The 25,992-nt window shown below is 68.7% G+C and carries 21 protein-coding genes and 1 riboswitch; of the genes, 13 read left to right on the forward strand and 8 right to left on the reverse strand.

Translation table 11 applies throughout. The features are described from left to right. Positions 1–13: 13 nt before the first annotated feature. Complete coding sequence (locus RTW82_RS20265; protein WP_316926240.1) at positions 14–355, reverse strand: hypothetical protein; 342 nt, start codon at positions 353–355, stop codon at positions 14–16. A gap of 185 nt (positions 356–540) precedes the next feature. On the opposite strand from RTW82_RS20265, the gene RTW82_RS20270 reads away from it, so the two are divergent. Next, the gene (locus RTW82_RS20270; protein ID WP_316926241.1) at positions 541–1,731 is read left to right on the forward strand and encodes a hypothetical protein; all 1,191 of its coding nucleotides are present in this window, start codon (positions 541–543) and stop codon (positions 1,729–1,731) included. Positions 1,732–2,197: 466 nt separating this feature from the next. Here RTW82_RS20270 and RTW82_RS20275 read toward each other — a convergent pair whose 3' ends face one another. Next, on the reverse strand, positions 2,198–2,803 hold the full coding sequence (locus RTW82_RS20275; RefSeq protein WP_316926242.1) for a glutathione S-transferase: 606 nt from the start codon (positions 2,801–2,803) through the stop codon (positions 2,198–2,200). Positions 2,804–2,919: 116 nt separating this feature from the next. Here RTW82_RS20275 and RTW82_RS20280 point away from each other — a divergent pair, with 116 nt between their 5' ends. Further along, complete coding sequence (locus RTW82_RS20280; protein WP_043244173.1) at positions 2,920–3,387, forward strand: MarR family winged helix-turn-helix transcriptional regulator; 468 nt, start codon at positions 2,920–2,922, stop codon at positions 3,385–3,387. Here the strand turns inward: RTW82_RS20280 and RTW82_RS20285 are convergent, their stop codons facing one another. Both RTW82_RS20285 and RTW82_RS20290 read right to left on the reverse strand, forming a co-directional pair. Continuing rightward, positions 3,388–4,416 carry a zinc-dependent alcohol dehydrogenase gene (locus RTW82_RS20285; RefSeq protein ID WP_316926243.1) on the reverse strand — a complete coding sequence of 343 codons (1,029 nt, stop codon included), beginning with the start codon at positions 4,414–4,416 and terminating at the stop codon, positions 3,388–3,390. It lies immediately after the preceding gene. A gap of 3 nt (positions 4,417–4,419) precedes the next feature. After that, entirely contained in the window at positions 4,420–4,863 is a 444-nt protein-coding gene (locus tag RTW82_RS20290) for a PaaI family thioesterase (RefSeq protein WP_111263092.1), read from the reverse strand. A gap of 237 nt (positions 4,864–5,100) precedes the next feature. Beyond that, a riboswitch (cobalamin riboswitch) is annotated at positions 5,101–5,305 on the forward strand. 107 nt (positions 5,306–5,412) lie between these two features. On the opposite strand from RTW82_RS20290, the gene RTW82_RS20295 reads away from it, so the two are divergent. The 7 genes from RTW82_RS20295 to RTW82_RS20325 all read left to right on the forward strand — a co-directional run bounded on the left by RTW82_RS20295 (position 5,413) and on the right by RTW82_RS20325 (position 15,396). Then, the gene (locus RTW82_RS20295) at positions 5,413–7,551 is read left to right on the forward strand and encodes a TonB-dependent receptor (protein WP_316926244.1); all 2,139 of its coding nucleotides are present in this window, start codon (positions 5,413–5,415) and stop codon (positions 7,549–7,551) included. Positions 7,552–7,573: 22 nt separating this feature from the next. After that, positions 7,574–8,347, forward strand: a complete 774-nt coding sequence (locus RTW82_RS20300) for an ABC transporter ATP-binding protein (RefSeq protein WP_316926245.1) — start codon at positions 7,574–7,576, stop codon at positions 8,345–8,347. Next, positions 8,344–9,309: an ABC transporter substrate-binding protein gene (locus tag RTW82_RS20305; RefSeq protein ID WP_316926246.1), complete on the forward strand. Its 966-nt coding sequence runs from the start codon at positions 8,344–8,346 to the stop codon at positions 9,307–9,309. Before RTW82_RS20300 ends, RTW82_RS20305 begins: the two co-directional genes overlap by 4 nt. Next, positions 9,306–10,328 carry an iron ABC transporter permease gene (locus RTW82_RS20310; RefSeq protein ID WP_316926247.1) on the forward strand — a complete coding sequence of 341 codons (1,023 nt, stop codon included), beginning with the start codon at positions 9,306–9,308 and terminating at the stop codon, positions 10,326–10,328. The genes RTW82_RS20305 and RTW82_RS20310 overlap by 4 nt, the downstream gene beginning before the upstream one ends. 84 nt (positions 10,329–10,412) lie before the next feature. Beyond that, the gene (locus RTW82_RS20315; RefSeq protein WP_316926248.1) at positions 10,413–11,375 is read left to right on the forward strand and encodes a hypothetical protein; all 963 of its coding nucleotides are present in this window, start codon (positions 10,413–10,415) and stop codon (positions 11,373–11,375) included. 107 nt (positions 11,376–11,482) lie between these two features. Then, positions 11,483–13,138 (forward strand): VRR-NUC domain-containing protein, encoded by a 1,656-nt coding sequence (locus RTW82_RS20320; RefSeq protein ID WP_316926249.1) that lies wholly within the window; start codon positions 11,483–11,485, stop codon positions 13,136–13,138. After that, positions 13,108–15,396, forward strand: coding sequence for an ATP-dependent DNA helicase (locus RTW82_RS20325; protein ID WP_316926250.1), 2,289 nt, complete (start codon positions 13,108–13,110; stop codon positions 15,394–15,396). Before RTW82_RS20320 ends, RTW82_RS20325 begins: the two co-directional genes overlap by 31 nt. 57 nt (positions 15,397–15,453) lie before the next feature. On the opposite strand, the gene RTW82_RS20330 is transcribed toward RTW82_RS20325, so the two are convergent. The 3 genes from RTW82_RS20330 to RTW82_RS20340 all read right to left on the reverse strand — a co-directional run bounded on the left by RTW82_RS20330 (position 15,454) and on the right by RTW82_RS20340 (position 20,314). Continuing rightward, the gene (locus RTW82_RS20330; RefSeq protein ID WP_316926251.1) at positions 15,454–17,598 is read right to left on the reverse strand and encodes a 3-hydroxyacyl-CoA dehydrogenase NAD-binding domain-containing protein; all 2,145 of its coding nucleotides are present in this window, start codon (positions 17,596–17,598) and stop codon (positions 15,454–15,456) included. A 76-nt stretch (positions 17,599–17,674) separates the two neighbouring features. Continuing rightward, positions 17,675–18,880, reverse strand: a complete 1,206-nt coding sequence (locus RTW82_RS20335; protein WP_316926252.1) for an acetyl-CoA C-acetyltransferase — start codon at positions 18,878–18,880, stop codon at positions 17,675–17,677. Positions 18,881–19,426: 546 nt separating this feature from the next. Further along, positions 19,427–20,314: an AEC family transporter gene (locus RTW82_RS20340; RefSeq protein WP_043244162.1), complete on the reverse strand. Its 888-nt coding sequence runs from the start codon at positions 20,312–20,314 to the stop codon at positions 19,427–19,429. A 120-nt stretch (positions 20,315–20,434) separates the two neighbouring features. On the opposite strand from RTW82_RS20340, the gene RTW82_RS20345 reads away from it, so the two are divergent. The 4 genes from RTW82_RS20345 (at position 20,435) to RTW82_RS20360 (ending at position 24,964) form a co-directional block, all read left to right on the forward strand. Continuing rightward, on the forward strand, positions 20,435–20,791 hold the full coding sequence (locus RTW82_RS20345; RefSeq protein ID WP_316926253.1) for a rhodanese-like domain-containing protein: 357 nt from the start codon (positions 20,435–20,437) through the stop codon (positions 20,789–20,791). Then, a complete protein-coding gene (locus RTW82_RS20350) occupies positions 20,791–21,585 on the forward strand; it encodes a cytochrome c (RefSeq protein WP_316926254.1) in 795 nt (264 codons plus the stop codon). The genes RTW82_RS20345 and RTW82_RS20350 overlap by 1 nt, the downstream gene beginning before the upstream one ends. A gap of 90 nt (positions 21,586–21,675) precedes the next feature. Then, positions 21,676–22,119, forward strand: coding sequence for a hypothetical protein (locus RTW82_RS20355; protein WP_316926255.1), 444 nt, complete (start codon positions 21,676–21,678; stop codon positions 22,117–22,119). 22 nt (positions 22,120–22,141) lie between these two features. After that, positions 22,142–24,964: a DUF4132 domain-containing protein gene (locus RTW82_RS20360; protein ID WP_316926256.1), complete on the forward strand. Its 2,823-nt coding sequence runs from the start codon at positions 22,142–22,144 to the stop codon at positions 24,962–24,964. Positions 24,965–25,227: 263 nt separating this feature from the next. On the opposite strand, the gene RTW82_RS20365 is transcribed toward RTW82_RS20360, so the two are convergent. After that, positions 25,228–25,959, reverse strand: a complete 732-nt coding sequence (locus tag RTW82_RS20365) for a proteasome-type protease (protein ID WP_111264281.1) — start codon at positions 25,957–25,959, stop codon at positions 25,228–25,230. Positions 25,960–25,992: the final 33 nt, after the last annotated feature.

Below are 25,992 nucleotides of genomic sequence, written 5' to 3' on the forward strand. Positions count from 1 at the left end.
GTTGGCGCCGTGATCAGTGCGCTTCGTACTTCTGCAGCAGGATGTACTGCACGCCGCCGTTCTTGTGGCCACAGCTGGCGCAGGCGGCCTCGTTGGTCTCCCCGGCTTCCATGTTGCTGTTGCAGCCGTTGATCTCGCGGCCGCTGTTGGTCACCACGGTCCAGCAGATGGCGGCGGCGGTGCTGCCGTTGTTGGTGATGCGGGTGTAGCCCGAGCCACCGTTCGGATAGGAGCAAGCCTCCATGTGCACCGGGTAGGCCTTGTGGGTCCAGCCCTCGCAAATGTCCTCATCCGCCTGGGCGAAATTCGCCACCCCGGCCAGCATCAGTATTCCAAGCGCAATTTTCCTGATCATCCTTCTTCCCCTGCGGAGCATGTCTGGTCGATGGCGCGGGCAAGGGTGCCCACGGCCGACGGCATTCTCCGGGAAGCCTGTGGCAGCGCACATCACCAGAATTGGCTATGCGCCTGTTTACCGGGCGCGGCCGGCTGAAGAATAATGGCCATTCGCCAATATCGAGCGGCACCGAGGTTAGAAGCATGGATGTCTCTGAACCCTTGGGCCTGGGCCCGCTGATCGCCAGCATCTATGAGGCGGCCCTGGACAATGGCCGCTGGAATGCATTCCTCGCCGGCTTCGCCGCGCGCCTCGACTCCCACGCCGCGATGATCTGGGGCCACGACTTCAGCGACCGCAGCGCCGAGATCGACAACAGCACCGGCTCCATCGCCACCTTCACCGGCATCGACGCCCAGGCGATGGCGGACTTCGCCGAGTACTACTGCCAGCGCAACGTCTGGATGGAAGACCCGCTGAAGCACGGCGAGGGCCATGTGGTCACCTCCTCCAGCCTGTTCCCGGACGACCAGCTCAAACGCACCGAGTACTACGCCGACTGGCTGCGCCACCAGGACTTCTTCTATTCATCCGCCGCGGTGGTGTCCAAGCGCGAGGACCGCTCGCTCAACGTCACCGTGGTGCGCTCCGAGCGGGTGGGCATCTTCCGCGAGGAAGAACTGAAGGTGATCTCCGCGCTGATGCCGCACCTGCAGGCCGCCTTCGCCCTGCACCGCCGGCTGCACCGGCTGGAAGCGCTGTCCCAGGCCTCGATGGCGGCGCTGGAGACCAGCACCTTCGGCATCATCCTGCTGGACCATCGCGGCCGCGTGTTGCACGCCAACAGCCTGGCCCACGGCCTGGCCAACCGCTCCGGGCTGCTGCGCTTCGGCCCTGCCGACAGCCTGCGGGCCACCTACGCTGCCGACGACAACCTGCTGCAACAACGCCTGTTCAGCGCCCTGCGCACCGGCGTGGGCGCCACGGGCGATGGCGGTGGCGCCCTGCGCCTGCGCGGGCTGGAAGGTTCGCAGTTGGACGCCGTGATCGCCCCCCTGCCCAGTTGGGCCTCGCCCTTCGGCGAGCGCAGTTCGGTGGTGGTGTTCCTCAGCGACCCGGGCGCCGTGATCGGCTCCCTGGCGCCGATGCTGCGCGCGATCTACGGCATGACCCCGGCCGAAGCGCGGCTCACCGAGGCCCTGGTCAACGGCCTCACGCCCCAGGAATACGCCGAGCGCCAGCAGGTCTCCCTGCACACCGTGCGCGCCCAGTTCAAATCCGCCGCCGCCAAGGCCGGCACCAGCCGCCAGGCCGACCTGGTGCGCATCGTCCTCACCGGCCCCGCCGTGCTGCGCTGGCAGGCCAACGGCATGATCCCGCCGCCGACCACCTAGGCAGACCCCGAACCTGTGGGGCGAATTCATTCGCGATCGGGCTACACCCCGGCTTCGTAGGTTGGTGTCGAGCGCAGACCGTAGCCCGTAGGGCGGGTGAAACCCGCGTGGGCCTATGCACGGTCATTGTCGGGTTGCACCCGACCTACAAGAACTCCGGGTTTCCATGTGATTCCGCTGGTGGATGATGAAGCGCCATCCACCCTACACAACGGTCAGCCCCGGCTCGGGGTTGGGGCCGCGCCGTAGGTTGGTGCCGAGCGCAGCGAGGCCCAACGCAGCGATGTCCGGCCTGGCGACGTTGGGCTTCGTACCTCAGCCCAACCTACGAGGGCTCCGGGTTTCCATGTGATTCCGCTGGTGGATGATGAAGCGCCATCCACCCTACACAACGGTCAGCCCCGGCGCGGGATTGGGGCCGCGCCGTAGGTTGGCGCCGAGCGCAGCGAGGCCCAACGCAACGGTGTCAGGCCGGCACCGTCGCCTTCATCGATTCACGCTCGGAGAAGGCGGCGAAGAAGCGTTCCAGCCCCGGGTGGCCATTGCGCCAGCCCAGGTCGGCGAAGCGGAAGTCGAGGTAGCCGAGGGCGCAGCCCACGGCGATCTGGGCGATGTCCACCGGGCCCTGGAGCTGCCCGGCGATGGCTTCCAGTGCCTGCAGCGCGCGGTGGATCTTGCCCAGCTGGCCGTCCTTCCACTCCTGCCACTGCAACGCCTCGGGGCGGATGGCGCCCTCGTAGCGCACCAGCAGCGCGGCATCCATCAGGCCATCGGCCAGGGCCGCGCGGGTCAGGCAGGTCCAGCGCTCGCTGCCATGGGGAAAGAAGGCGTCGCCGCTCTGCAAGGCGTCGAGGTATTCGCAGATCACCCGGCTGTCGAACAGCGCCTCGCCCTCGGCGGTGATCAGTACCGGGATCTTGCCCAGCGGGTTGGCGCGGTTGACCTCGGCGTTCTCCTTGATCGGCAGTACGGCGGTGTCGAGCATCTCGATGCCGGCGGCGAGCCCGGCCTCCAGGGCCAGCACCCGGACCTTGCGGGCGAAAGGCGACGCTCCGGCATAGATCAGTTTCATCACGCAGTTCCTCCTGTGTGCGGGCCGGCTTGGTTGCCGGCATCCGCTGTGGTTGCAACTGGACCACCACCGGCGGCGCCGGTAGCATCCCCGCCCATCGCGCCCGGGAGCTGCCCATGGTCATCGACAGGAAAATCAAACTGGACTCCGCCGACATCAGACGCCTGGACGATCTGGATGTCGCGCTGGAGTTACTGCACTTCGGATTTCGCGGCCTCACCGTGGACGCCGACGCCTACCTGGAAACCCTCGGCCTGTCGCGTGTGCACCACCGCATCCTCTACGCGATCCGGCGCGTCGATGGCATCAACGTCGGCGAACTGGCCGCCCTCCTCGGGGTCAGCAAGCAGGCACTGCACCGCCCGCTGACCCACCTCTTCGAACGCGCCCTGGTGACCCAGCAGCGCGACCCGGAACAGCACCGCTACAAGCGCCTCTCCCTCAGCACGGAAGGCCACGATGTGGAGCACCGCGCCACCGACCTGGAACGCCGGGTCATCCGCGCCGCGCTGGACACCACCGACACGGACGGCCGGATCGCCTGGCACTCGGTCATGCAATCCCTGGCCGCCCGCCTCGACTGATCAACCCGCCGAGGTGATGCGCTCGCGCACCACGATGCACTTGGCCAGCGGCTGGATCAATGCCTCGGTGGCTTCCTCCCAGGGCACCACGCTGGGGCTCACCAGCAAGGGGTCGCAATGCCCCTGCTCCACCAGCTCCAGCACCCTGGGGATGTGCGGCCGCACGCTGCAGGCGCCCACCGAGAGGGTGACATCGCGCATGTACATGCCGAACAGCGGGATGGCCGGGTCCTCGAAGATGATGCCGATGCACGAGCAATGCCCGCCCGGCGCCAGCGCCAGCAGGCCGGTGCGCAGGGCCTGCGGGTCGCGGGTGGCGGACACCACCAGGTCATAGCGCTCGTTCAGCGCGCCGTCGGCGCCGTTGCGCAAGGTGGCGCCGCTGCGCACGGCGAGGTCGTCGCGGTAGCCGTCGCCATCCAGGTAATCCACCTCGGCCGCTCCGGCGGCGCGGGCCATCTGCACCGCGAGAATGCCCAGGCTCTCGGTGCCGCCCACCACCAGCACCTTCGCCTCCTCCCGCGTCGCCAGCGGGCGGCTGGTGGCCACCCAGGCATCGGTGAGGTTGTCGCTGGCGCTGGCCACGGCCACCGGGTCCAGCCCTGGCGGCAGCGGCACCAGCATGGCGTCGGCGAAAGGCACCCGCACCACCTCGGAGAACAGCCCGCCCCAGTGCCCGCCCGCCGGCACGCCATAGGCCGCATGCCGGGCGACGCCGGTGCAGGCCGTACTGCGCCCGGCCAGGCATTGGCGGCAGGTGCCGCAGGCGATCTTCCAGGGCACCGAGACCAGGTCGCCGCGCTTGACCGTGCGCACCTGCGCGCCCACGTCCAGCACCTCGGCCACGCATTCGTGGCCCAGGGCGAAGGGCGGCTTGAACGGCGTCAGCCCGGCGATCAGGCGCCGGTCGAGGTCGCAGGAGGCCGAGGCGATGGGCCGCACCAGCGCCGCCAGCGGCGAATCCAGCACCGGTGACGGCGCCTCCTCCCAGGCCAGGCGCCCCGCGCCCTTGACGATGAGTTCGCGCATGGCTCAGTCCCTCACGCTGAAGGTGGTGGTGGCGCGGGCACAGAGCGTGCCGGCGGCATCGCGGATATGGGCATCGCAGAACGCCAGGCTGCGGGTGCGCTCCACCACCCAGCCCTCCACGCTGTACACCTCGCCGGCCTTGAGCGGGCGCAGGTACTTCACGCCCAGGTCCACCGTCGAATACCGCGTATCGCCGGGCAGCGTGGTGAACAGCGCCAGGCCCGCGGCACCGTCCAGGCAGGTGGCGGCGAAACCGCCGTGTACGGTGTTCGCCGGGTTGAGGTGACGTACATCCGGCCGCGCCTCGATGAAGATACGACCGGGCTCGACGCCCACCGCCTTCATCGCCATGGTCTCGCCGATGGAGGGCGCGGGCAGCTTGCCGTCGATCACCGCCTGGAGGATCTGCAGGCCGGAAGGGATGGATCTGTTCGGGGTATCGGTCATCTCGAGGCTCCTGGCTCTGCCGGGGTCGGCGAGCGGTTTCGGGGGGATGGCGGGCGGCCCTGCGAGGGAATCGCCCTGCAGCCCGTGGACGGACGATACGTGAGCGCAGAATCTCAAATCAACATTGTTGATATGACAATAAGGAAGGCATTCCGGCAACGTCGCTACGGCTCTGGGAAGGGGGATTGCGCCATCCCGCGCACGATTTCAACGTTGACGCCCGGGCGCGCGGATGGTCATATGCGCGCCGTTCCAGGTGTCCCACGCCGTCGTGCGTGGGGTGAAACGGGAAGCCGGTGCGTCCATCAGGACCAGTCCGGCGCTGCCCCCGCAACGGTAAGCGAGCGCTGCATTCGATACGCCACTGTGCCCACGGCATGGGAAGGCGAATGCGGCGTGATCCTCGCAAGCCCGGAGACCGGCCTGGAGCATCGATAGGCAAACCCGCGGTGGGCGGGCACGGGCCGGTTTCTCGCACGGGTGCACGCGCCCGCGCGCGCCTTTGCATTCCCTCCGGGCTCCATTCATTCCTGACGTGATAGGAACGACATGTCCCGTACCTTCAGCTCCAACGCTCCGGCGAGCGCCGCACTCGGCCTGCTCGCGCTGTCCATTTCCTTCTCCCTGCACGCCGAAGACGGCGCCCTGGCGCTGCCGGCCACCGCCGTCACCGACCAGGCGGACGACACCGTCATCCGCCTCGACACGCCCGTGCCCGCCGGCTCGCGCCTGGGCCTGTCCGCCCTGGAAACCCCGGCCAGCACCAGCGCCATCAGCGGTGACGACGTGCGTGCTCGCAACAACGCCACCGTGCAGGACGCCGTGACCCGCAGCCCCGGCATCACCCATATCGGCACCCCCGGCAACGGCGGCACCGCCCTCTCGGCCCGGGGCTTCACCGGCCACGCCTCGGTGATGCAGCTGTACGACGGCACGCGCTTCTACACCGGCATGGGCACCACCACCTTCCCCACCGACCCGTGGATGGTCGAGCGCATCGACGTGATCCGCGGCCCGGCCTCGGTGCTCTACGGCGAAGGCGCCACGGGCGCGGTGATCAACGTGGTGCCGAAGAAGCCCTTCGACGGCGAGATCCGCAACCGCCTGCGCCTGGGCTATGGCTCCGACGACCGCCAGCAGATGGCGCTGGACAGCGGCGGCTCGCTCACCGACACCCTCAGCTACCGCCTCAACCTCAACCGCGAGACCAGCCACGGCTGGATCGACCGGGGCGACTCGAAGAACCTCGGCCTCAGCGCCGCCCTGCGCTGGCAGGCCAGCGACGAACTGGCCTTCACCCTGGCCCACGACCAGGGCGACCTGCAGCCGATGAACTACTTCGGCACGCCGCTGATCGACGGCCACCTGCGGGACAGCCTGAAAGACAAGAACTACAACCTGCACAACGCCGAGCTGCGCTACAACGACCAGTGGACCCGGCTCGTCACCGACTGGACGCCCGGCGAAGGCTTCAGCGCCAGCAACCAGCTCTACCACATCAAGAGCCGCCGCTACTGGCGCAACGCCGAGGCCTACACCTGGGACGCCGGCCGGGGCCAGCTGGAGCGCGCCGAGAACCTGCGCATCAAGCACGAGCAGGAGCAGATCGGCGACCGCCAGACCTTCACCTTCGACCACTCGTTGTTCGGCCTCGACAGCCGCACCCTGGTCGGCGGCGAGTTCAACCGCATCCGCTTCGACCTGCTGAACAACTCGCCCTACACCGACATCGGCGGCGACTACGTCGACCCCTGGAACCCCGCGCCCGGCTACTACCAGAGCGCCTCGGCCTACCGCCCGCACTCGCGCAGCGAAACCCGCACCGCCGCGCTGTTCGCCGAGAACCGCACCCAGTTCGGCGAGCGCTGGTCCGTGGTCACCGGCCTGCGCCGCGACCAGAACCACGTCGACCGCACCGACCTGCGTGCCAACAGCCGCAACGACCGCAGCATCCAGGGCGGCAACTGGCGCGCCGGCCTGGTGTTCGCCGCCACCCCGCAGCTGTCCTTCTATGGCCAGTACTCCACCAGCGAGGACGGCGTCAGCAACCTCATCACCCTCAGCCCCACCCAGCAACAGATGGACCTGACCGAGTCGAAGCAGACCGAGTTCGGCCTCAAGCAACAGTTCTGGGACGGGCGCGGCGAATGGACCCTGGCCGCCTACCACATCGTCAAGAAGAAGCTGCTCTCCCGCGAATCGGTGACCCGCCCCACCCAGCAGATCGGCCAGCAGTCCTCCGACGGCCTGGAAGCGACCCTGGAACTGGCCCTGGAACAGGGCTGGCATCTCTCGGCCAACGCCTCGGTGCTGCGCGCGGAATACGACGACTTCAACGAATCCGTCGGCGGCCAGCTGGTCTCCCGGTCCGGCAACAGCCCCACCGACGTGCCACGGCGCACCGCCAACCTCTGGGTCAGCAAGGCACTCGGCCATGACCTGGACGCCGGCATCGGCGCGCGCTACGTCGATGCCCGCTATGCGGACGCGGCCAACACCGTGAAGGTGCCCGGCTACACCGTGCTCGACGCCAACCTCGGCTGGCAGGTGCTGCCGGACACGCGCCTGGGGCTGGAGCTGAACAACCTGCTCGACCGCCGCTACGCCGTCACCCAGCAGAACGGCGGCCAGCAATGGCTGCTGGGCCAGCCCCGTTCGTTCTTCGTCACCGCCGACTACAGCTTCTGATCCGGCGAAAGGAGTGCCCGGCATGCCCTCACTGAACATCAGCGACCTCGCCTGGGCTCCCGACGCTCGCCCCCGTTGGCTTCTGCAGGGCATCGACCTGCAGGTGCGCGAGGGCGAGTTCGTCGGCCTCATCGGCCCCAACGGCAGCGGCAAGACCAGCCTGCTGCGCTGCGCCTACCGCGCCGAGCGCCCGGCCGCCGGCTGGGTGGCGCTGGATGGCGAGGACCTCTGGCGACGCACCCCGCGCTGGAGCGCGCAACGCATCGCCGTGGTGCTGCAGGAATTCCCCCAGGACTTCGGCCTCGCCGTGGCCGAGGTGGTCGCCATGGGCCGTTCGCCGCACAAGGGCCTGTTCGATGGCGACGATGCCGAAGACGCCGCGATGGTCGCCGAGGCGCTGGCCACCGTGGGCATGGGCGGCTTCCACGCGCACCCCTTCGCCCGCCTCTCCGGCGGCGAGAAGCAGCGCGTGCTGCTGGCCCGCGCCCTGGTCCAGCGCCCCGGCCTGCTGCTGCTCGACGAGCCCACCAACCACCTCGACCCGCGCTACCAGCTGGAGCTGCTGCACCAGCTGCGGCGCCTGCGCCTGAGCACCCTGGCCAGCTTCCACGACCTCAACCTGGCGGCGGCCTTCTGCGACCGCCTCTACGTCCTCGACCAAGGCCGCGTGGTGGCCAGCGGGACGCCCACCGACGTGCTCACCGCCGAGCTGCTGCAACAGGTGTTCGGCGTGCACGCGCTGGTGGACCGCCACCCCCTCGCCGACCACCCGCGCATCACCTGGATCAGCCCATGAAGCCTTCATCGATCGCCCTGCTCGCCCTGCTCCTGGCCCCCCTCGCCCAGGCCACCGACTACCCGCTGCGCGTCACCAGCTGCGACCGCCAGGTGGTGTTCGAGCGCGCGCCGCAGCGGGCGGTGAGCCAGGACATCAACCTCACCGGCATGATGGTCGCCCTCGGCCTGCAATCGCGCATGGTCGGCTACAGCGGCATCAGCGGCTGGAAGACCCCGGACGCCCGGCTGATGGCCGCCCTGGGCGACCTGCCGGAGCTGGCGCGCAAATACCCCTCCATCGAAACGCTGCTCAACGTCGATGCCGACTTCTTCTTCGCCGGCTGGAACTACGGCATGCGCGTGGGCGGCGAGGTCACCCCGGCCACCCTCGCGCCACTGGGCATCCCGGTGTACGAGCTGAGCGAATCCTGCGCCCACGTGATGCCCCGCGAGGCGGCGAGCCTGGAAGACCTCTACCGCGACCTCGACAACCTCGGCCGCATCTTCGACGTCGAGGCCCGCGCCACCGCCCTGGTCGCCGCCCTGCGCACGCGCCAGGCCGAGGTGGCCAGGCGCCTGGCCAACGGTGGCGAGGCGCCCCGGGTGTTCCTCTACGACAGCGGCGAGGACCGCCCCTTCACCTCCGGCCGCCTGGGCATGCCCCAAGCGATCATCGACGCCGCCGGCGGCCACAACCTGATGGACGACCTCGCCGCCAGCTGGACCCAGGTCAACTGGGAAACCGTGGTCGAGCGCGACCCGCAGGTGATCCTCATCGTCGACTACGGCGAACGCAGCTGGCAGCAGAAGCGCGACTTCCTCCTGGCCCACCCGGCCCTGCAATCGGTCGAGGCGATCCGCGAGCAGCGCTTCCTGGTCCTGCCCTACCTCGCCGTCACCCCCTCGGTGGAGAACATCGAGGCCATCGAGACCCTGGCCGCCGGCCTGCACCCCGAACGCTTCGCCGGGAAGACGCCATGAGCCCGGTGCGCACGCCCGGCGCCTACCGCCTGCTGCTGCTCGGCCTGGCCGTGGCGCTGGCGCTCTCCTGCATCGTCGCCCTGGGCTTCGGCCCGGCCGCGGTGCCCCAGGCCCACGTCTGGGGCATCCTCGCCGAGCGCCTGGGCGTGAGCGCTGCGGGCGACTGGAGCCGTGGCCAGGAACACATCGTCTGGCTGATCCGCGCACCCCGGGTGCTGCTCGGCGCGCTGGTGGGCGCCGGCCTGGCCTTGGTGGGCGGCGCATTGCAGGCGGCCACGCGCAACCCGCTGGCCGATCCGCACCTGCTGGGGGTCAGCTCCGGCGCGGCCCTGGGCGCGGTGCTGGTGCTGCTCTACCTGGGCGAATTCATCGGCGTGCTCAGCCTGCCCCTAGCCGCCTTCATCGGCGCCCTGGGCAGCACCCTGCTGGTGCTGGCCATCGCCAGCCGCCACGGCCGCCTGGAAAGCGACCGCCTGTTGCTGGCGGGCGTCGCCGTGTCCTTCCTGTGCATGGCGCTGGTCAACCTGCTGCTGTTCCTTGGCGACCACCACGCCGCCAGCTCGGTGGTGTTCTGGATGCTCGGCGGCCTCGGCGCCGCGCGCTGGGAGCTGCTCTGGCCACCGGCGCTGTGCCTGGCCCTGGGCCTGCTCGTGCTGCTCGCCCAGGCCCGCGGGCTCAACGCCCTGATGGCCGGCGAGCAGACCGCCGTCAGCCTGGGCTTCAGCGCCCGTCGCGTACGCCTGCAGGTGTTCGTCTGCGCCTCGCTGCTCACCGGGGTGCTGGTGGCCCTGAGCGGCGCCATCGGCTTCGTCGGCCTGATGCTGCCGCACCTGGCCCGGCGCCTGGTGGGCGCCGAGCACCGCCGCCTGCTGCCGGTCGCCGCCCTGCTCGGCGCGCTGTTCCTGGTCTGGGTCGACGTCGCCGCCCGCACCCTGGTCGCCCCCGAGGACCTGCCCATCGGCATCGCCACCGCAGCCATCGGCGGGCTGTTCTTCATTGGCCTGCTGCGTCGGCGTTGACCGCCGGCAGCAGGACGGGACGCAGCGATGCACGCAGGGCAGGGCCTGTGGTGAAATACCGCCGCCCATCAACAAGGACGCACGATGACCTCCAGCACACCCCGAACCACCCGCTCCCTGTCACTGCTTGCCGCCGCGCTCCTGCTCGGTGGATGCGACAGTGATTTCGCCACGCTCACCTTCGAGCGCTCGGTACTCGATACCACTTTCGGTGACGAACTCCTGCCGATCTACCACGAACAATTGTCAGCGCTGATTCATGCACAGGGCATCGATCCGGAGAAGGTCACCTTTCGGGTCGCCGGCAGCCTGAGTCAGGAACTGGTGCTCAGCGAGCCGCTGTTCGGTGGTCTGGAACCGGCACAGAAGACGGCCCTGCAAGCCGCCCTCGAGGCCATCGTCGAGGACCGCAACGCCTCGCTGGACATGCACCTGGCCATTCACCCCGACGCCATGGATCCCACCGAGGCCAAAGCTCGCGCCGAGGCCCTCGAATTGCCTCGCGAGTACGACGCTCACTTCAGCCTCGACCACGTATCCCTGAGCGTGGCCTACGGCTTGACCGACCTGGTCGGCATGGCCCTCAAGGGCTCGCAGAGCATGCAGAGCGAGGCGGTTTGCAACGTGACGGCGCACTTCGCCCCCGCCCTGCCCTTCATCGGTTTGAAAGCACCGGAGCAGGAAGGGAGCCCCTATCGCCACATGATGCTGCTGAACCTTTCCACCCCTTACTCCTACGACGAGATCCCGGTGGAGATTCGCTTCGCAGACCCGGCCATGGAGGCCCTGGTGAGCCAGGAGACGATCCTGGTCACCTCTGCCGTGACCGACCGATCGACTCCCCTTCGCAACAAGCGCGAACTGAACCAGTTCGAGTTCGTCATCGGCCCCGTCGGGGGCGTCGAACACGAGAACGCCAAGGTCGGCGTCAACACCCACATGGACCTGGCATCGAAATGTGAACATCTGGCCGGCGCCCTGGGTCGTCCGTTCAGCTACCACTTCGGCGACTCGATGGACCGGCTGAAAGCCGTGGCCTTCTACTGAAGCCAAGTGGGGTGGCGCCCGATGCCATCCCACTGATCGAAATCCCCTTGGGCGGCAGGGGTCGATAGCTGTATAAATAGCCAGCCATTTACCCAAGCCGTTCCGCCATGCCCAGCGCCCTCGACGATCCCTTCTACTACCTGAACAACTTCCAGGCCGTGCTCGACTGGATCGGCGCCCGCTATGACGACCTGCTGGACGACGAGGAACGCGGCTTCATCGTCGCCTTCGCCGGCCTGCCCAAGGCGTCCCGGGCGCTGCTGGTGCGCATGGTGATGCGCAAGGGCACGCTGTTCCGCGAGAGCAAGCTGGAGTACGCCGAGATCGGCCCCACCCGCGAAGCCATGCTGCCGCTGGTGGCACAGGGCTGGGTGGATGCGGCGCCCAGGCTGGAGCTCGCGCAGCTCTTCGCCCTGCTGCGCAAGCCGGAGATCGCCGCCTGCTTCAGCACGCAACTGGGCCGCGTGGCCCTGCGCAAGGCCGACCAGCTTGCCCTGCTGCAACCCCTGTACCCCGAGGCGCAGCCCCTGGAAGCCTGGTGCCCGGCGCTGGACGAGCGCATCTATGCCCTGCAGCTCATGGCCCTGTGCGACCGCCTGCGGCTGATGTTCTTCGGCAACCTGGCCCAGGACTGGTCCGAGTTCGTCCTCGCCGACCTGGGCATCTACCAGTACGAAAAGGTCGAGCTGGACGCCGCCTCCCGGGGCTTCCGCCAGCGCGCCGATATCGATTTCTACCTGCACCTCTACCAGTGCCGCGAACGCTTTGAAGCCGGCGAAGCCCCCGTCGACGTGCTCGCCGACATTCCCCCAGCCCACGACAACCCCTGGTTGCAGAGCCGCCGCGCGCGCCTGTTGTTCCAGCTCGGCCAGCACTGCGAGCGCCTGGGCGAATGGGCGCTGGCCCTGGAGATCTACGCCGGGTGCAGCTACCCCGGTGCGCGCATCCGCCGTATCCGCGTGCTGGAGAAGACCGCCGAATTCGACGAGGCCCACCGCCTCGCCCTGGACCTCGCCGCCGGCCCCCACAGCGAGGAGGAGCGCCAGCACCTGGCGCGCATCCTGCCGCGCCTGCAGCGCAAGCTGGGGCTGCCCAAGGCGGCGGCCCGCAAGCCGGCGCCGGTGCTGCGGCTGGATCTGCAGCTGCCCCGGGGCGAGGACTTCGTCTCGGTGGAGCACAGCGTCGCCCGGCACCTGGCGGACGAGCCGGGCCCGGTGCATTACGTCGAGAACACCCTGATCAACTCGCTGTTCGGCCTGCTGTGCTGGGAGGCGATCTTCCTGCCGCTGCCGGGCGCCTTCTTCCATCCCTTCCACGCCGCACCGGCGGACCTGCTGGCGGCGGACTTCCACGCCCGCCGCGCCGAGGCCTTCGCCGCCTGCCTGGCGCAGCTGGATGGCGACGCCTGGCAGGCCACCATCCGCCGCAACCACGCGGCCAAATACGGCCTGCAGTCGCCCTTCGTCTACTGGGGCGTGCTCGATGAAACCCTGCTGGAACAGGCCCTGCTGTGCCTGCCCGCCGCACACCTGAAGCTGTGGTTCCAGCGCCTGCTGCTGGATATCAAGACCAACCGCGCCGGGCTGCCGGACCTGATCCGCTTCTGGCCCGGGGAGCGGCGCTACCAGATGATCGAGGTGAAGGGCCCCGGCGACCGCCTGCAGGACAACCAGCTGCGCTGGCTGGACTTCTGCGCCGAGCACCAGATGCCGGTCACCGTCTGCTACGTGCAATGGGCCGAAACCGAGGCCGCCCTGGCGTGAGCTACCAGGTGGCGGTGCGCGCGCTCTGCGAATTCACCGCCAAGTGCGGCGACCTGGACCTGCGCTTCACCCCCGCCCCCACCGCCCTCGAAGGCATGGCCGGCCACGCCCTGGTGGCCGCGCGCCGTGGCGAGGGCTACCAGAGCGAAGTGGCCCTGGCCGGCGAGTTCCGAAACCTCAAGGTGCGCGGCCGTGCCGATGGCTACGACCCCGCGCGCAACCGCCTGGAAGAGGTGAAGACCCACCGTGGCGACCTGGCCCGCCAGCCGGCCAACCACCGCCAGCTGCACTGGGCCCAGGTGCGTGTCTACGGCTGGCTGCTGTGCCAGGAACGTGGCCTGGACGAGGTGGAACTGGCCCTGGTGTATTTCGATGTCGCCAGCCAGAAGGAAACCCTGTTCACCGAGCGCGCCAGCGCCGCCGAGCTGCGCGCCTTCTTCGAGGCCCAGTGCCGGGCCTTCATCGCCTGGGCCGAGCAGGAGCTGGCCCACCAGGGTGTGCGCAACCTGGCGCTGCAGGCGTTGCGCTTCCCCCACGCGGCGTTCCGCAGCGGCCAGCGGGAACTGGCCGAGGCGGTGTACAAGGCCGCCAGCACCGGTTGCTGCCTGCTGGCCCAGGCACCCACCGGCATCGGCAAGACCCTGGCCACCCTGTTCCCCCAGCTCAAGGCCCTGGGCGGCGAGCGCCTGGAGCGCATCTTCTTCCTCGCCGCCAAGACACCGGGGCGCCAGCTGGCCCTGCACAGCCTGGCGACCCTGCGCGACAGCGTCGATGAACTGCCCCTGCGGGTGCTGGAGCTCACCGCCCGCGACAAGGCCTGCGAGCACCCCGGCAGCGCCTGCCACGGCGAGGCCTGCCCGCTGGCGCGGGGCTTCTACGACCGCCTGCCAGCCGCCCGCGCGGCCGCCGCCGAGCGTCGCTGGCTGGATCGCGCGGCCCTGCGCGAGGTGGCCCTGGCCCATGACGTCTGCCCCTACTACCTGGGCCAGGAGATGGCCCGCTGGAGCGACCTGGTGGTGGGCGACTACAACTACTACTTCGACCTCGGCGCCCTGCTCTTCGGCCTCACCCAGGCCAACCAGTGGCGCGTCGGCGTGCTGGTGGACGAAGCCCACAACCTGGTGGAGCGGGCCCGCGCCATGTACTCCGCCGAGCTGCGCCAGGGCGCGTTGAAGGCTCTGTGCAAGAGCGTGCCGGCGCCGCTGAAGAAGCCCCTGGAGCGGGTGCAGCGCAGCTGGAGCGAACTGAACAAGGCCCAGGTGGTGGATTACCAGGCCTACGACGAGCCGCCGCAGAAGCTGCTCGGCGCCCTGCAGAGCGCAGTCACCGCCATCACCGACCACCTCGCCGAACAGCCCGGCGCGCCGCTGGACCCGGAGCTGATGGCGTTCTATTTCGACGCCATGCATTTCGGCCGCATGGCCGAGCTGTTCGACCACCATTCGCTGTTCGACCTGAGCAAATACCAGGCGGGCAAGAGCAGCCGCTCCACCCTGTGCCTGCGCAACCTGGTGCCGGCGCCCTTCCTCGGCCCGCGCCTGGCCGGCAGCCGTTCCACAGTGCTGTTCTCCGCCACCCTCAACCCGCGCCGCTACTACGCCGACCTGCTGGGGGTGCCGGCCAACACGCCCTGGCTGGAGGTGCAATCGCCCTTCGCCGCCGAGCAATTGCAGGTACGCGTGGCGCGGCGCCTGTCCACCCGCTACCAGCACCGGGCGCAGTCGCTGGAGCCCATCGTCGAGCTGATGGCCGACCAGTACCACGAGCGCCCGGGCAACTACCTGGCCTTCTTCAGCAGCTACCAGTACCTGGAGCAGGTGGCCGCGCTGTTCGCCGAGCGCCACCCCTTCATTCCCGCCTGGAGCCAGTCACGGAGCATGGACGAAGGCGCGCGCACGGCCTTTCTCGAACGCTTCGCCGAGGGCGGGCGCGGCATCGGTTTCGCGGTGCTTGGCGGGGCTTTCGGCGAAGGCATCGACCTGCCCGGCGAACGCCTGATCGGCGCCTTCATCGCCACCCTCGGCCTGCCCCAGGTCAACCCGGTGAACGAGCAGTTGAAGCAGCGCATGGGTGCGATCTTCCAGGCCGGTTACGACTACACCTACCTCTACCCCGGCCTGCAGAAGGTGGTGCAGGCCGCCGGCCGGGTGATCCGCACCCAGGGCGACCGGGGCGTGGTGCACCTGATGGACGAACGCTTCGCCCAACCCGAGATCCGCCGCCTGCTGCCCACCTGGTGGCAGGTAGAGCCGGGCTGAGCCCAGGAACGACAAAGCCGGCCCAGGGGCCGGCTTTGTGTTTACGCCATCAGGGAATCAGAAACCCTCTCCCTTGGCGGCCTTCTCCAGCAGCAGGGCCGGCGGCTCGAAGCGTTCGCCGTACTGCTCGGCCAGGTACTTGGCGCGGGCGACGAAGTCCTGCACGCCGTACTGGTTGATGAACTGCAGGGCGCCACCGCTCCAGGCGGCGAAACCGATGCCGAAGATCGAACCGATGTTGGCGTCGGCGGTGGAGTGCAGCACGCCCTCCTCCACGCAGCGCACGGTCTCGATGGCCTGGATGAAAAGGATGCGGTCACGCACGTCCTCCGCCGGGATCTGCTGGTCGGCCTTCTCGAAGCGCGCTTTCAGCTCCGGCCACAGGCGCTTCTTGCCGCTGGCCGGGTACTCGTAGAAGCCACCGCCGGCGGCTTTGCCGGGGCGCTTGTACTCGTTGACCATCAGGTCGATCACGGCGAAGGCCGGGTGCTGCGGCAGCGCCTTGCCTTCGGCCTTGAGGTCGGCGGCGGTCTGGTTGCGGATGTGGGTCATCAGGCTCATGGAGACCTCGTCGGAGATCGCCAGCGGGCCCACGGGCATGCCGGCCTGGCGGGTCTCGTTCTCGATCATCGCCGCCGATACGCCCTCGCCGAGCATGGCGATGCCTTCGTTGGTGAAGGTGCCGAACACCCGCGAGGTGAAGAAGCCGCGGCTGTCGTTGACCACGATCGGGGTCTTCTTGATCTGCAGCACGTAGTCGAAGCCACGGGCCAGGGTCTCGTCCGAGGTCTTCTCGCCACGGATGATTTCCACCAGGGGCATCTTGTCGACCGGGCTGAAGAAGTGCAGGCCGATGAACTTCTCCGGCTTGGCCACGGCAGCGGCCAGGCCGGTGATCGGCAGCGTGGAGGTGTTGGAGGCGATCACCGCGTCGGCCAGTGCATGGGTTTCCGCGGCGGCGGTGACCTTGCCCTTGAGTTCGCGGTTTTCGAACACGGCTTCGATGATCAGGTCGCAGCCTTCGAAGTCGGCGTCATCCACGGTCGGCTTGATGCGGGCGAGGAAAGCGTCGCGCTTCTCGGCGCTCAGGTGGCCACGGGAGACCTTCTTGTCCAGCAGGCCGGCGGAGTACGCCTTGCCCTTCTCGGCGGCTTCGATGGAGACGTCCTTGAGCACCACCTCAATGCCGGCGGCGGCGGAGACGTAGGCGATGCCCGCGCCCATCATGCCGGCGCCGAGCACGCCCACTTTCCTGGTTTCATAGCGGGCCGGGCCCTTGGGACGGGAGCTGCCGGCGTTGATCTCGTTCAGCTGGAACCAGAAGGTGCCGATCATGTTCTTCGCCACCTGGCCGGTGGTCAGCTCGGTGAAGTAGCGCGCCTCGATCAGCTGGGCGGTGTCGAAGTCCACCTGAGCGCCTTCGACGGCGGCGCACATGATCTTCTCCGGTGCCGGGAAGCAGCCCTTGGTCTTGTCGCGCAGCACGCTCGGGGCGATGGCCAGCATCTGGGCCACGGCGGGAGTCGACGGGGTGCCGCCGGGGATCTTGTAGCCCTTCACGTCCCAGGGCTGCACGGCGCTGGGGTTGGCGGCGATGAAGGCGCGGGCCTTGGCCAGCAGCTCGTCGCGGCCCTTGGCAATGTCGTGGATCAGGCCGGCCTTGAGGGCCTGGTCCGGGCGCACCTTCTTGCCTTCGGCAAGGTACGGCAGCGCCTTCTCGATACCCAGCAGGCGCACCATGCGTACCACGCCGCCGCCACCGGGGAGCAGGCCCAGGGTGACTTCCGGCAGGCCGAGCTGGACGTGGCTTTCGTCCACGGCAATGCGGTGGTGGCAGGCCAGGCAGATTTCCCAGCCGCCGCCCAGGGCCGCGCCATTGATGGCGGCGACCACGGGCTTGCCGAGGCTTTCCAGGCGGCGCAGCTGGCCCTTGATCTTGAGGATCATCTGGTAGAAGCCGTTGGCATCAGCCTTGGTGACCTTGATCAGTTCGTTGAGGTCGCCGCCGGCGAAGAAGGTCTTCTTGGCGGAGGTGACGATGACCCCGGCGATGGAATCCTTCTCGGCTTCCAGGCGGTCCACGGTGGCGCCCATGGCCTCGCGGTACACCGCGTTCATGGTGTTGGCGCTCTGGCCGGGCATGTCGATGGTCAGGACGACGATGTTGTCCTGGCCTTTTTCGTAACGGATGGCGTCAGTCATTTTTTTTCAATCCCAATGTTCGGGGAGCGCATCAGGGACGTCGCGAGCTACGCGGCAGCAGCCCCTGATAGCTCCTTCAGATGCGCTCAATGATCGTGGCAATACCCATACCGCCGCCCACGCAGAGGGTGGCGAGGCCATAGCGCAGCTGGCGCTTCTCCAGCTCGTCGAGCAGGGTGCCGAGGATGGCGCAACCGGTGGCGCCCAGGGGGTGGCCCATGGCGATGGAGCCGCCGTTGACGTTGACCTTCTCCTCCGGCACGCCCATGTCCTTCATGAACTTCATCACCACCGAGGCGAAGGCTTCGTTGACCTCGAACAGGTCGATGTCGCCCACCGCCAGGCCGGCCTTGGCCAGGGCCTTGCGGGTGGCCGGTGCCGGGCCGGTGAGCATGATGGTCGGGTCGGTGCTGGTCACCGCGGTGGCAACGATGCGCGCGCGGGGCTTGAGGCCCAGTTCCTTGCCCTTGGCGGCGGAGCCGATGAGCATGGCGGCGGCGCCGTCGACGATGCCGGAGCTGTTGCCCGGGGTGTGCACGTGCTCAATGCGCTCGACATGGCTGTACTTGCGCAGGGCGGTGGCGTCGAAGCCCATCTGGCCCATCATCTCGAAGCTCGGCTTCAGCGCGCCGAGGCCTTCGAGGGTGGATTCGCCACGGATGAATTCGTCATGGTCCAGCAGCACGATGCCGTTCTGGTCAGTGACCGGCACCAGGGATTTCTTGAACGAGCCGTCGGCGCTGGCGCGGGCGGCCTTCTGCTGGGAGCGCAGGGCGAAGGCGTCGACGTCCTGGCGGCTGAAGCCTTCGAGGGTGGCGATCAGGTCGGCACCGATGCCCTGGGGCACGAAGTGGGTGTGCAGGTTGGTTTCCGGGTCCATGGCCCAGGCACCGCCGTCGGAGCCCATGGGGATGCGCGACATGGATTCCACGCCACCGGCCACCACCAGGTCTTCGAAGCCGGAGCGCACCTTCATCGCGGCGAGGTTGACGGCTTCCAGGCCCGAGGCGCAGAAGCGGTTGATCTGCTGGCCGGAGACGGTCTCGTCCCAGTCGGCCACCAGCGCGGCGGTCTTGGCGATGTCGGCGCCCTGGTCGCCCACCGGGGTCACGCAACCGAGCACGATATCGTCGACCTGGCTGGTATCCAGCGTGTTGCGCGCTTCCAGGGCCTTGAGCAGGCCGGCGATCAGGTTGACCGGCTTGACGCTGTGCAGCGCGCCGTCCTTCTTGCCCTTGCCGCGGGGCGTGCGCACCGCGTCGTAGATATATGCTTCGGTCATGGGGTTCTCTCTTGTCGTTAGGCAGAGGGGCCAGCCAGGGGCCGACCGCTGTGGGCTTACCTTAGCGGCACGCGGGCCGCACTCAATGACCGAACTGCTCAGTGCCATTGACTTCTGCGCTCAGACGAACGGTCACCTGACTCCCAGGTCAACGCGATGTGTCTGGCTCAAGGGTTGCCATCCACAGGCCCGGGGCGACCCGCGAACGGCGTTCTAAGCAGCGGGCTGTTGATCCCAAGCGTTCTAAAGGGCCGGGGAACCGGCCCCTAGAGTTGAGGTTGTCAGAGGTCGCTGCCGGGTTTTGCCGGGGCGGCTTTGTCCACCCACCGCCAAGGAGGCGGCCACGCCGACCGGCAGGCCGTTCACGCCCGACGCATGGCGCCTCCAACAAAAACAAAGGCACAAGGCTATGTTCAAACAGCCGAAAATGCGGCAAGCGAGCCTCATCGTATTCGCCACTACCGTCATCCTCATCCTCCCCAACCTGACCCGGCTGGTCAGCTGACAACGCGGGCATCGTCCTGTGCTGCGCACCGCGCCCTGCGGTCAACGCAGCGCAGGTAGCCACCAGGCCAGCAACAGCGGAATGGTCACGAACGACAACAGCGTCGAACACATCACCAGGCTCGCCACCTGCTCCGGCGAACGCCCGGCGCGCACCGCCAGCAGATAGTTGAACACCGCCACCGGCATCGCCGACTGCATCACCAGCACACCCAGGGTCAGCGGCTCCAGCTGCAATGCCAGGCCCACTCCCCAGCCCACGCCCGCACCGAAGAGGATGCGCAACGCCCCCTGCAGCAGGCCGCTGCCCAGGTGGCCGACGCGGATGCTGGCAAGGGACACGCCCAGGGTCAGCAGCATCAGCGGGATGGTCATGCCGCCCAGCAGCTCGATGGTGTTGGCCAGCCAGCGCGGCAGTGTCAGGTCGAAGAGGATCAGCGGAATGGCCAGGGCCAGGCTGATGACGATGGGGTTGATGAACAGCTTCTTCACCGAACGCTCGCTGCCCGAGAGCAGCAGCCCCAGGCTGAACTGCACCACCGCCAGGGCCAGGAAGAAGCCCACCGCCAGGGCCAGGCCCGGCTCGCCGAACGCGTAGAGCGCCACCGGCAGGCCCATGTTCCCGGAATTGGGGAACAGGAAGGCCGGCACCAGCACGCGCCAGTCCTGTTTCATGGCCCGGCTCAGGCCCAGGCCGATCACGCCCATCACCAGTGTGGTGAGCAGGCAGGCGATGGCGATCTGGCCGAAGGCGTGCTTGTCGATTTCCGCCTGGCTGAGGGTGGAAAGCACCAGGCTCGGCGTGCCCACGTTAAGAACCAGACGAGCGATAAAGTCTGTTGGGTAATTCTGCCCGGAACGTGCCCAGGCATAGCCGATGCCAGCAGTGATGAGGATCGGCGCCATGACGGCGAACAGCGCGGCCAGCATGGCCCGCTCCTTAGCCCGGAGGGGCGTGGAATGACGGAAAGGCCCGATCCTAACGGCTGGCGATGACCTCCGGCAATTGTGCTAGGGTCCAAGGGTTCTTGTTTTTCAGGGAGTTACACCATGCGCAAGATGCTCGCCACACTGGCCCTTTCCCTCAGCCTTCCCGCACTCGCCGCCGATGTCGACCAGGCCGCGGCGCTGGAAGCACTGAAGCAACCGGGCGCTGTGCTGATCGACGTGCGTACGCCGGAAGAAATCGAGGCAGGAGCCTTGCCCGGTGCCCGTTACATCGGCTTCGAAGACATTGGTACGAAAATCGCGGAACTGGCACCGGACAAGCAGACCCCTATCGTCCTCTACTGTCGAAGCGGTCGCCGCTCCGGCATCGCCCAGGACGATCTGCGTGCCAGGGGCTACACCAATGTGCAGAATGCCGGCGGCTACACCACCCTCAAGCCGATTCTGGACACACCCTGATGCGCCACCTGCTGTTCTGCCTGCTGTTGCTGACCCCTACCCTGCACGCCGCCGAGCTGCTGCTCGAATTGCCCGGCGGCACGCAGCGCTGGGACAGCGCCAGGCTGCTGGCCCACCCCCAGACGCGGGATATCGAGGTACCCGCCGACGTCGCCTACAAGCGCACCATGCATTACCGCGCCCTGCCCCTGGCGGCCTTGCTGGACGGGGTCGAACCCGGCCAGCACCTGCAAGCCGTGGCGCTGGATGGGTTCGCCGCCGAATTGCCCGCCACGCCCCTGCTCGCCAAGGAGGGCGCCCGGGCCTGGCTAGCGGTGGAAGACCCGGGCAAGCCCTGGCCACCCCTGGCCAAGGGCAAGCCCAGCGCCGGGCCCTTCTACCTGGTGTGGACGGACCCGCAGGCCGGCGGCATAGGCCCGGAACAGTGGCCCTTCCAGGTGGCGAAGTTGCGCTACCTGGCTGCGGTCGCCGAGCGCTTCCCCGCGCTGCTGCCGGCGAGCGATGCAAGCGCCGACATCCAGGCCGGCTTCGCCCAGTTCCAGAAGAACTGCCTGGCCTGCCACCGCCTCAACGGTGCCGGCGACGCCCAGTTCGGCCCCGACCTCAACCTGCCCTACAACCCCACCGAATACTTCGCCGAAGGCTTCCTCCAGCGCTACATCCGCGACCCGCAGGCCATGCGTCGCTGGCCGCAAGGGCGCATGCCCGCCTTCCCGGCTGCGGTGATCGACGACGCGCAGCTGGAACAGCTGGTCGCCTACCTGCGCCACATGAGCGGTCGCAAGACGCCGTGACGGCCCTCACGGACGGTGGCGGCCGGGCTTCTCCGCCAACCGCGCCGGCGCTACGCTCTCCCACCTGAACCGCCGGCCGGGAGAGCCAGCATGAGCACCGAGCTCCACGTCGAAAGCCTGGTCCTTCGCGGGGCCCGCAACGAGGCCCTCACCCCGGACCTGAACCTGCACCTGGACGCTTCCCGGCTCACCCTGGGCGAGCTGATCCGCCGGGTGGTGCTGCATGTCGTGGCCGAACAGACCACCGAGCGCTGGCTGGACCGCCTGCAGGCCAGCAGCGGCCCCGGCTACCTCAGCGAAGAAGACATCCGCCACCAGTCCGCCCGGGGCGCCATCAAGCTGCGCACCCAGGTGCCCGGCGCCCCACGGATAGACGCCGAAACCGAGGTGCAGCGCGCCCTGGATGGCTTCCGCCAGCGCCGCTACCGCGTCCTCCTCGACGGCCAGATGCTCCACGACCTCGACCACTCCCTCGACCTGCCCGCCCAGGCCCGGCTCACCTTCCTGCGCCTGGTCCCACTGGTGGGTGGTTAAGCCCATGACGAACGGACTCCCCATGCAGCATTACCAAGCCGACACCCGCCAGCAGGCCCGCATCGCCCTGCTCGATGCCTTCCTCGACCGCACCCTGGATGCCCTGCCCGAGCGCGACGCCCTGCTGGCCGAAGACGGCTACCAGCACCCGTTCTGGGACGAGGTCGACGGCCTCGCCCTGGCCGACGCCTTCCTCGCCGAAGCCGGCCCTGACGGCCAGCCCGCCCTGGTGGATGCCCTGGTCTTCCCGCGCATCTGGGGCCACGACGAGACTGAGCACCTCTACACCCGCCAGCGCCTGGCCCAGATCGCCAGCCACGCGGGCGTCACGGCGCACCCCGGCGCCTATGGCTTCCAGGCCCTGGAACGGCGTGTGCGGCACATGCTGACCCAGGCCTTCGAAGACAGCGACTACGCCCTGCAACCCGGCTTCAAGGCCCAGGCCCACTGGCACTACCCCACCGGCGCCTGGGTCTCGCCCGACCTGGAGGAATGCCTGGAGCTGCTCGCCGGCTACCCCGTCGACGGTGCCTGGCTGGACTTCGCCCAGTGGCTGCTCGGCGGCGATTGGGACCGCCCCAGCCCCGCCGAAGACGCTGACTACCCGCGCCTCGCCGAGGTCTACCAAGGCAAGGCAACGGAGGCCATCCGGCGCTTCGCCGTGGCCCTGGCCGAAGCCGGCCGCCTGGATGCGGCCCTGCACGAGCGCGCGGTGCACACCTGGGCAGACAGCCTGTGCACGCTGCCACCCCTCGTCCAAGGCGACAGCACGGGCGAGCAACAGCTCGACGCGCTCAACGCCGAGTTCGTCGATCACGCGCTGGCCCAACTGCCGGACAGCGCCACGCTGTTGCGAAGCCTGATCGATGAGCCCGGAATCTCCACTGCACAGTGGCTGCTGGCCGGCGTGCGCGAACTGTCGCGCCTCGATCTGGCGCCGGATGCCCTCGAAAGACACTACGAAAACCACCTGGGCCGGGTACTGACCGCCCTGCTCGACGTCGGCCAACTGGAAAAGGACGACGAGGCTGAACTGGCCAAGCAGCTCGCCGGCTTCCCCCGCGCCAGCCTGCTCACCGCCCTGCCCTACAGCGGCGCGGCCAGCGAAGCGGTGCTGGACGCCCTCAGCTGGAGCGACCTGAAGCCCCTGCAACGCCTCTACCTCGACCTGGCGCTGGCCGTCGACCACAGCGGGCGACTGGTGGAAGACCTGCAAAGCAGCGATGACCCGGAGCTGGGCGTGGTGGACCGCCCCGCCCTGCAGGCCGCCCTGGACCAGGCCGACGCCGGGCACCTCACCGACTACCTGGCCACCCTCGACGGCACGCCCTGGGCCTTTCCCAATACCCGCCTGCTGCTGGACGCCTTCCGCGGCCTGGAGCGCAAGGCCCTGGAGAAGAAGCTGCAGCGCCACGCCCAGGCCGCCCTGCGCGCCTACGGCCTGCTGCCCATCAGCGGCGCGGACGAAACCCGCGAGCGCTACCTGGCCCTGAAGCGTTATCACCGCGAAGTGGAACGCTACGGCGCCGAGCGCCAGGCCAACTCCCAGGCCGCCATCCAGGCCGGGCTGGAGAACCTCGCCCGCACCGCCGGCTACGGCGACGCCACCCGCCTGGAATGGGCGATGGAAGCGGAGATCGCCGAACAGACCCCGGACCGCCTGCGCCTGGACGGCTACGACCTGTGGTTGGAATTGCAGGGGCTCAACCCGGTCATGGTCGCCAGCAAGGACGGCAAGCGCCTGAAGTCCGTACCCCCCGCCCTGCGCAAGCACGAAGGCCTGGCCGAGCTGAAGACCCTGCAGGCCCGCATGAAGGACCAGATCCGCCGCTTCCGCCTGACCCTGGAAGCCATGATGGCGCGGGGCGAGGCCCTGGAGCTGACGCAGCTGCGCCAGCTGCTGCGCATGCCGGCGGCGCGCCTGCTGCTGGACCACCTGGTGCTGCGCGACGGTGACGGCCTGCTGGGCTGGCTGGACGGCGACGCCTTCACCCTCTGCCCCCTGGCGGGACCGGCCCGTGCCATCGACGGCCCGCTGCTGATCGCCCACCCCCTGCACCTGTTCGAAGCCGGGGCGCTCTCCGCCTGGCAGAAGGCCCTGGTGGCCCAGCGCCGGGTGCAGCCGTTCAAGCAGGTGTTCCGCGAGCTGTACCTGCTGACCCCGGCCGAGCGGGAGAACGGCCTGAAGTCCCTGCGCTTCGCCGGCCATGTGCTGCGCAGCGCCGTGGCCGCGCGCCTGCTGCGGGCCCGGGGCTGGACCACCCACGACGGCGAGGAAGTGTTCCGCAACTGGGGCCAGGGCCTGTACGCCTTCGTCAACTTCCCCGATGCGCAGCGCTACCTGCCCCTGACCGAGGCCATCACCCTGCGGGAGGTTGAGTTCGTCCGCGACCGCGCCGCCCTGCCGCTGGAGGAGGTGCCGCCGCTGCTGTTCTCCGAAACCCTGCGCGACGCCGACCTGATCGTCTCGGTGGCCTTCACCGGCGAGACCGCCAGCCACGCCGGCAGCGCCGAGACCATCCAGCGCCGCGCCGAGCTGGTACAGGCACTGGTGGCCGACCTGGGGCTGGCCAACGTGCGCTGCGAAGGCCACCACGCCCACATCACCGGCAGCCGCGCACGCTACCGGCTGCACCTGGGCAGCGGCGTCATCCACATCGAACCGGGCAACTACCTGTGCATCGTCCCTGCCGGCAAGCCGGCGGATGACCTCTACCTGCCCTTCGCCGACAGCGACGCACGCACCAGCGAGATCATCAGCAAGCTGTTCCTGCTGCTGGACGACGGGGCGATCGACGACCCCAGCATCCTCGAACAGATCCGCCGCAGCGAAGTGCCGGCCTAGGGACGGGCGCAACCCGTAGGAGCGAATTCATTCGCGATAAAGCCGGCACCCTGCCCGCCCTTCTCGCAGTCCGTAGGGCGGGTGAAACCCGCGTGGCCTCGTGCACGGTCCTTGTCGGGTTGCACCCGACCTACAGGCACCCACAGCCGGTGCCGTAGTTTGGCGCCGAGCGCAGCGAGGCCCAACGCAGCGATGCCCAGCCTGGCAACCCTGTAGGGGCGAATTCATTCGCCCGCTCTTTCGCGCCCCCCGTGACTTCGCCGTCAGACGTTGTACTCCGCCGGCGGCGCCGGCAGCTTCTCCAGCACCTCGTGCAGGCCGGCGGCCCATTGGCGGCGCACGCCTTCGTAGTACTCGTCGTCTTCGGTGACGCGGTAGCCGGCGGGGAGGATCAGGCTGTCGGTGTGGTAGACCAGCAGGTCCAGCGGCATGCCCACCGAGAGGTTACTGCGGATGGTGGAGTCGAAGGAGACCAGCGCGCAGCGCAGTGCCTCCTCCAGGCTGGTGTCGTGCTTGAGGTTGCGATCGAGGATCGGCTTGCCGTACTTGCTCTCCCCCAGTTGCAGGAAGGGCGTGTCCTCGGTGGCCTGGATGAAGTTGCCCTGGGGGTAGATGCTGTACAGCGCGGGCGGCTGGCCGGCGATCTGCCCGCCGACCAGGAACGAACAGGTCAGGTCGGTGTTGCCCGCCAGCGGCGCGCCGTCGCGGGCCACCACTTCGCGGATGGTCTCGGCGACCAGGGCGGTGGCGTCGTAGAGCGTGGGCACGCTGTCGAGGTTCACCAGGGTGCTGCCCAGGCGCTGCTTGAGCAGGTTGACCACCGATTGCGAGGTGGCCAGGTTGCCCGCCGTCTGCAGCACGATCAGGCGTTCGCCCGGCGTGCCGAAGGTGAAGAGCTTGCGGAAGGTGGCGATGTGGTCGATGCCCGCGTTGGTGCGCGAATCGGAAACGAACACCAGGCCATCGGCAAGGTGCATGGCGACGCAGTAGGTCATGGTTCTCTCCCGTTTTTATATGCCCCCCGCCTC

Origin of the sequence: Pseudomonas sp. zfem005, assembly GCF_032621735.1 — a bacterium.
Classification (GTDB): domain Bacteria; phylum Pseudomonadota; class Gammaproteobacteria; order Pseudomonadales; family Pseudomonadaceae; genus Metapseudomonas; species Metapseudomonas solani.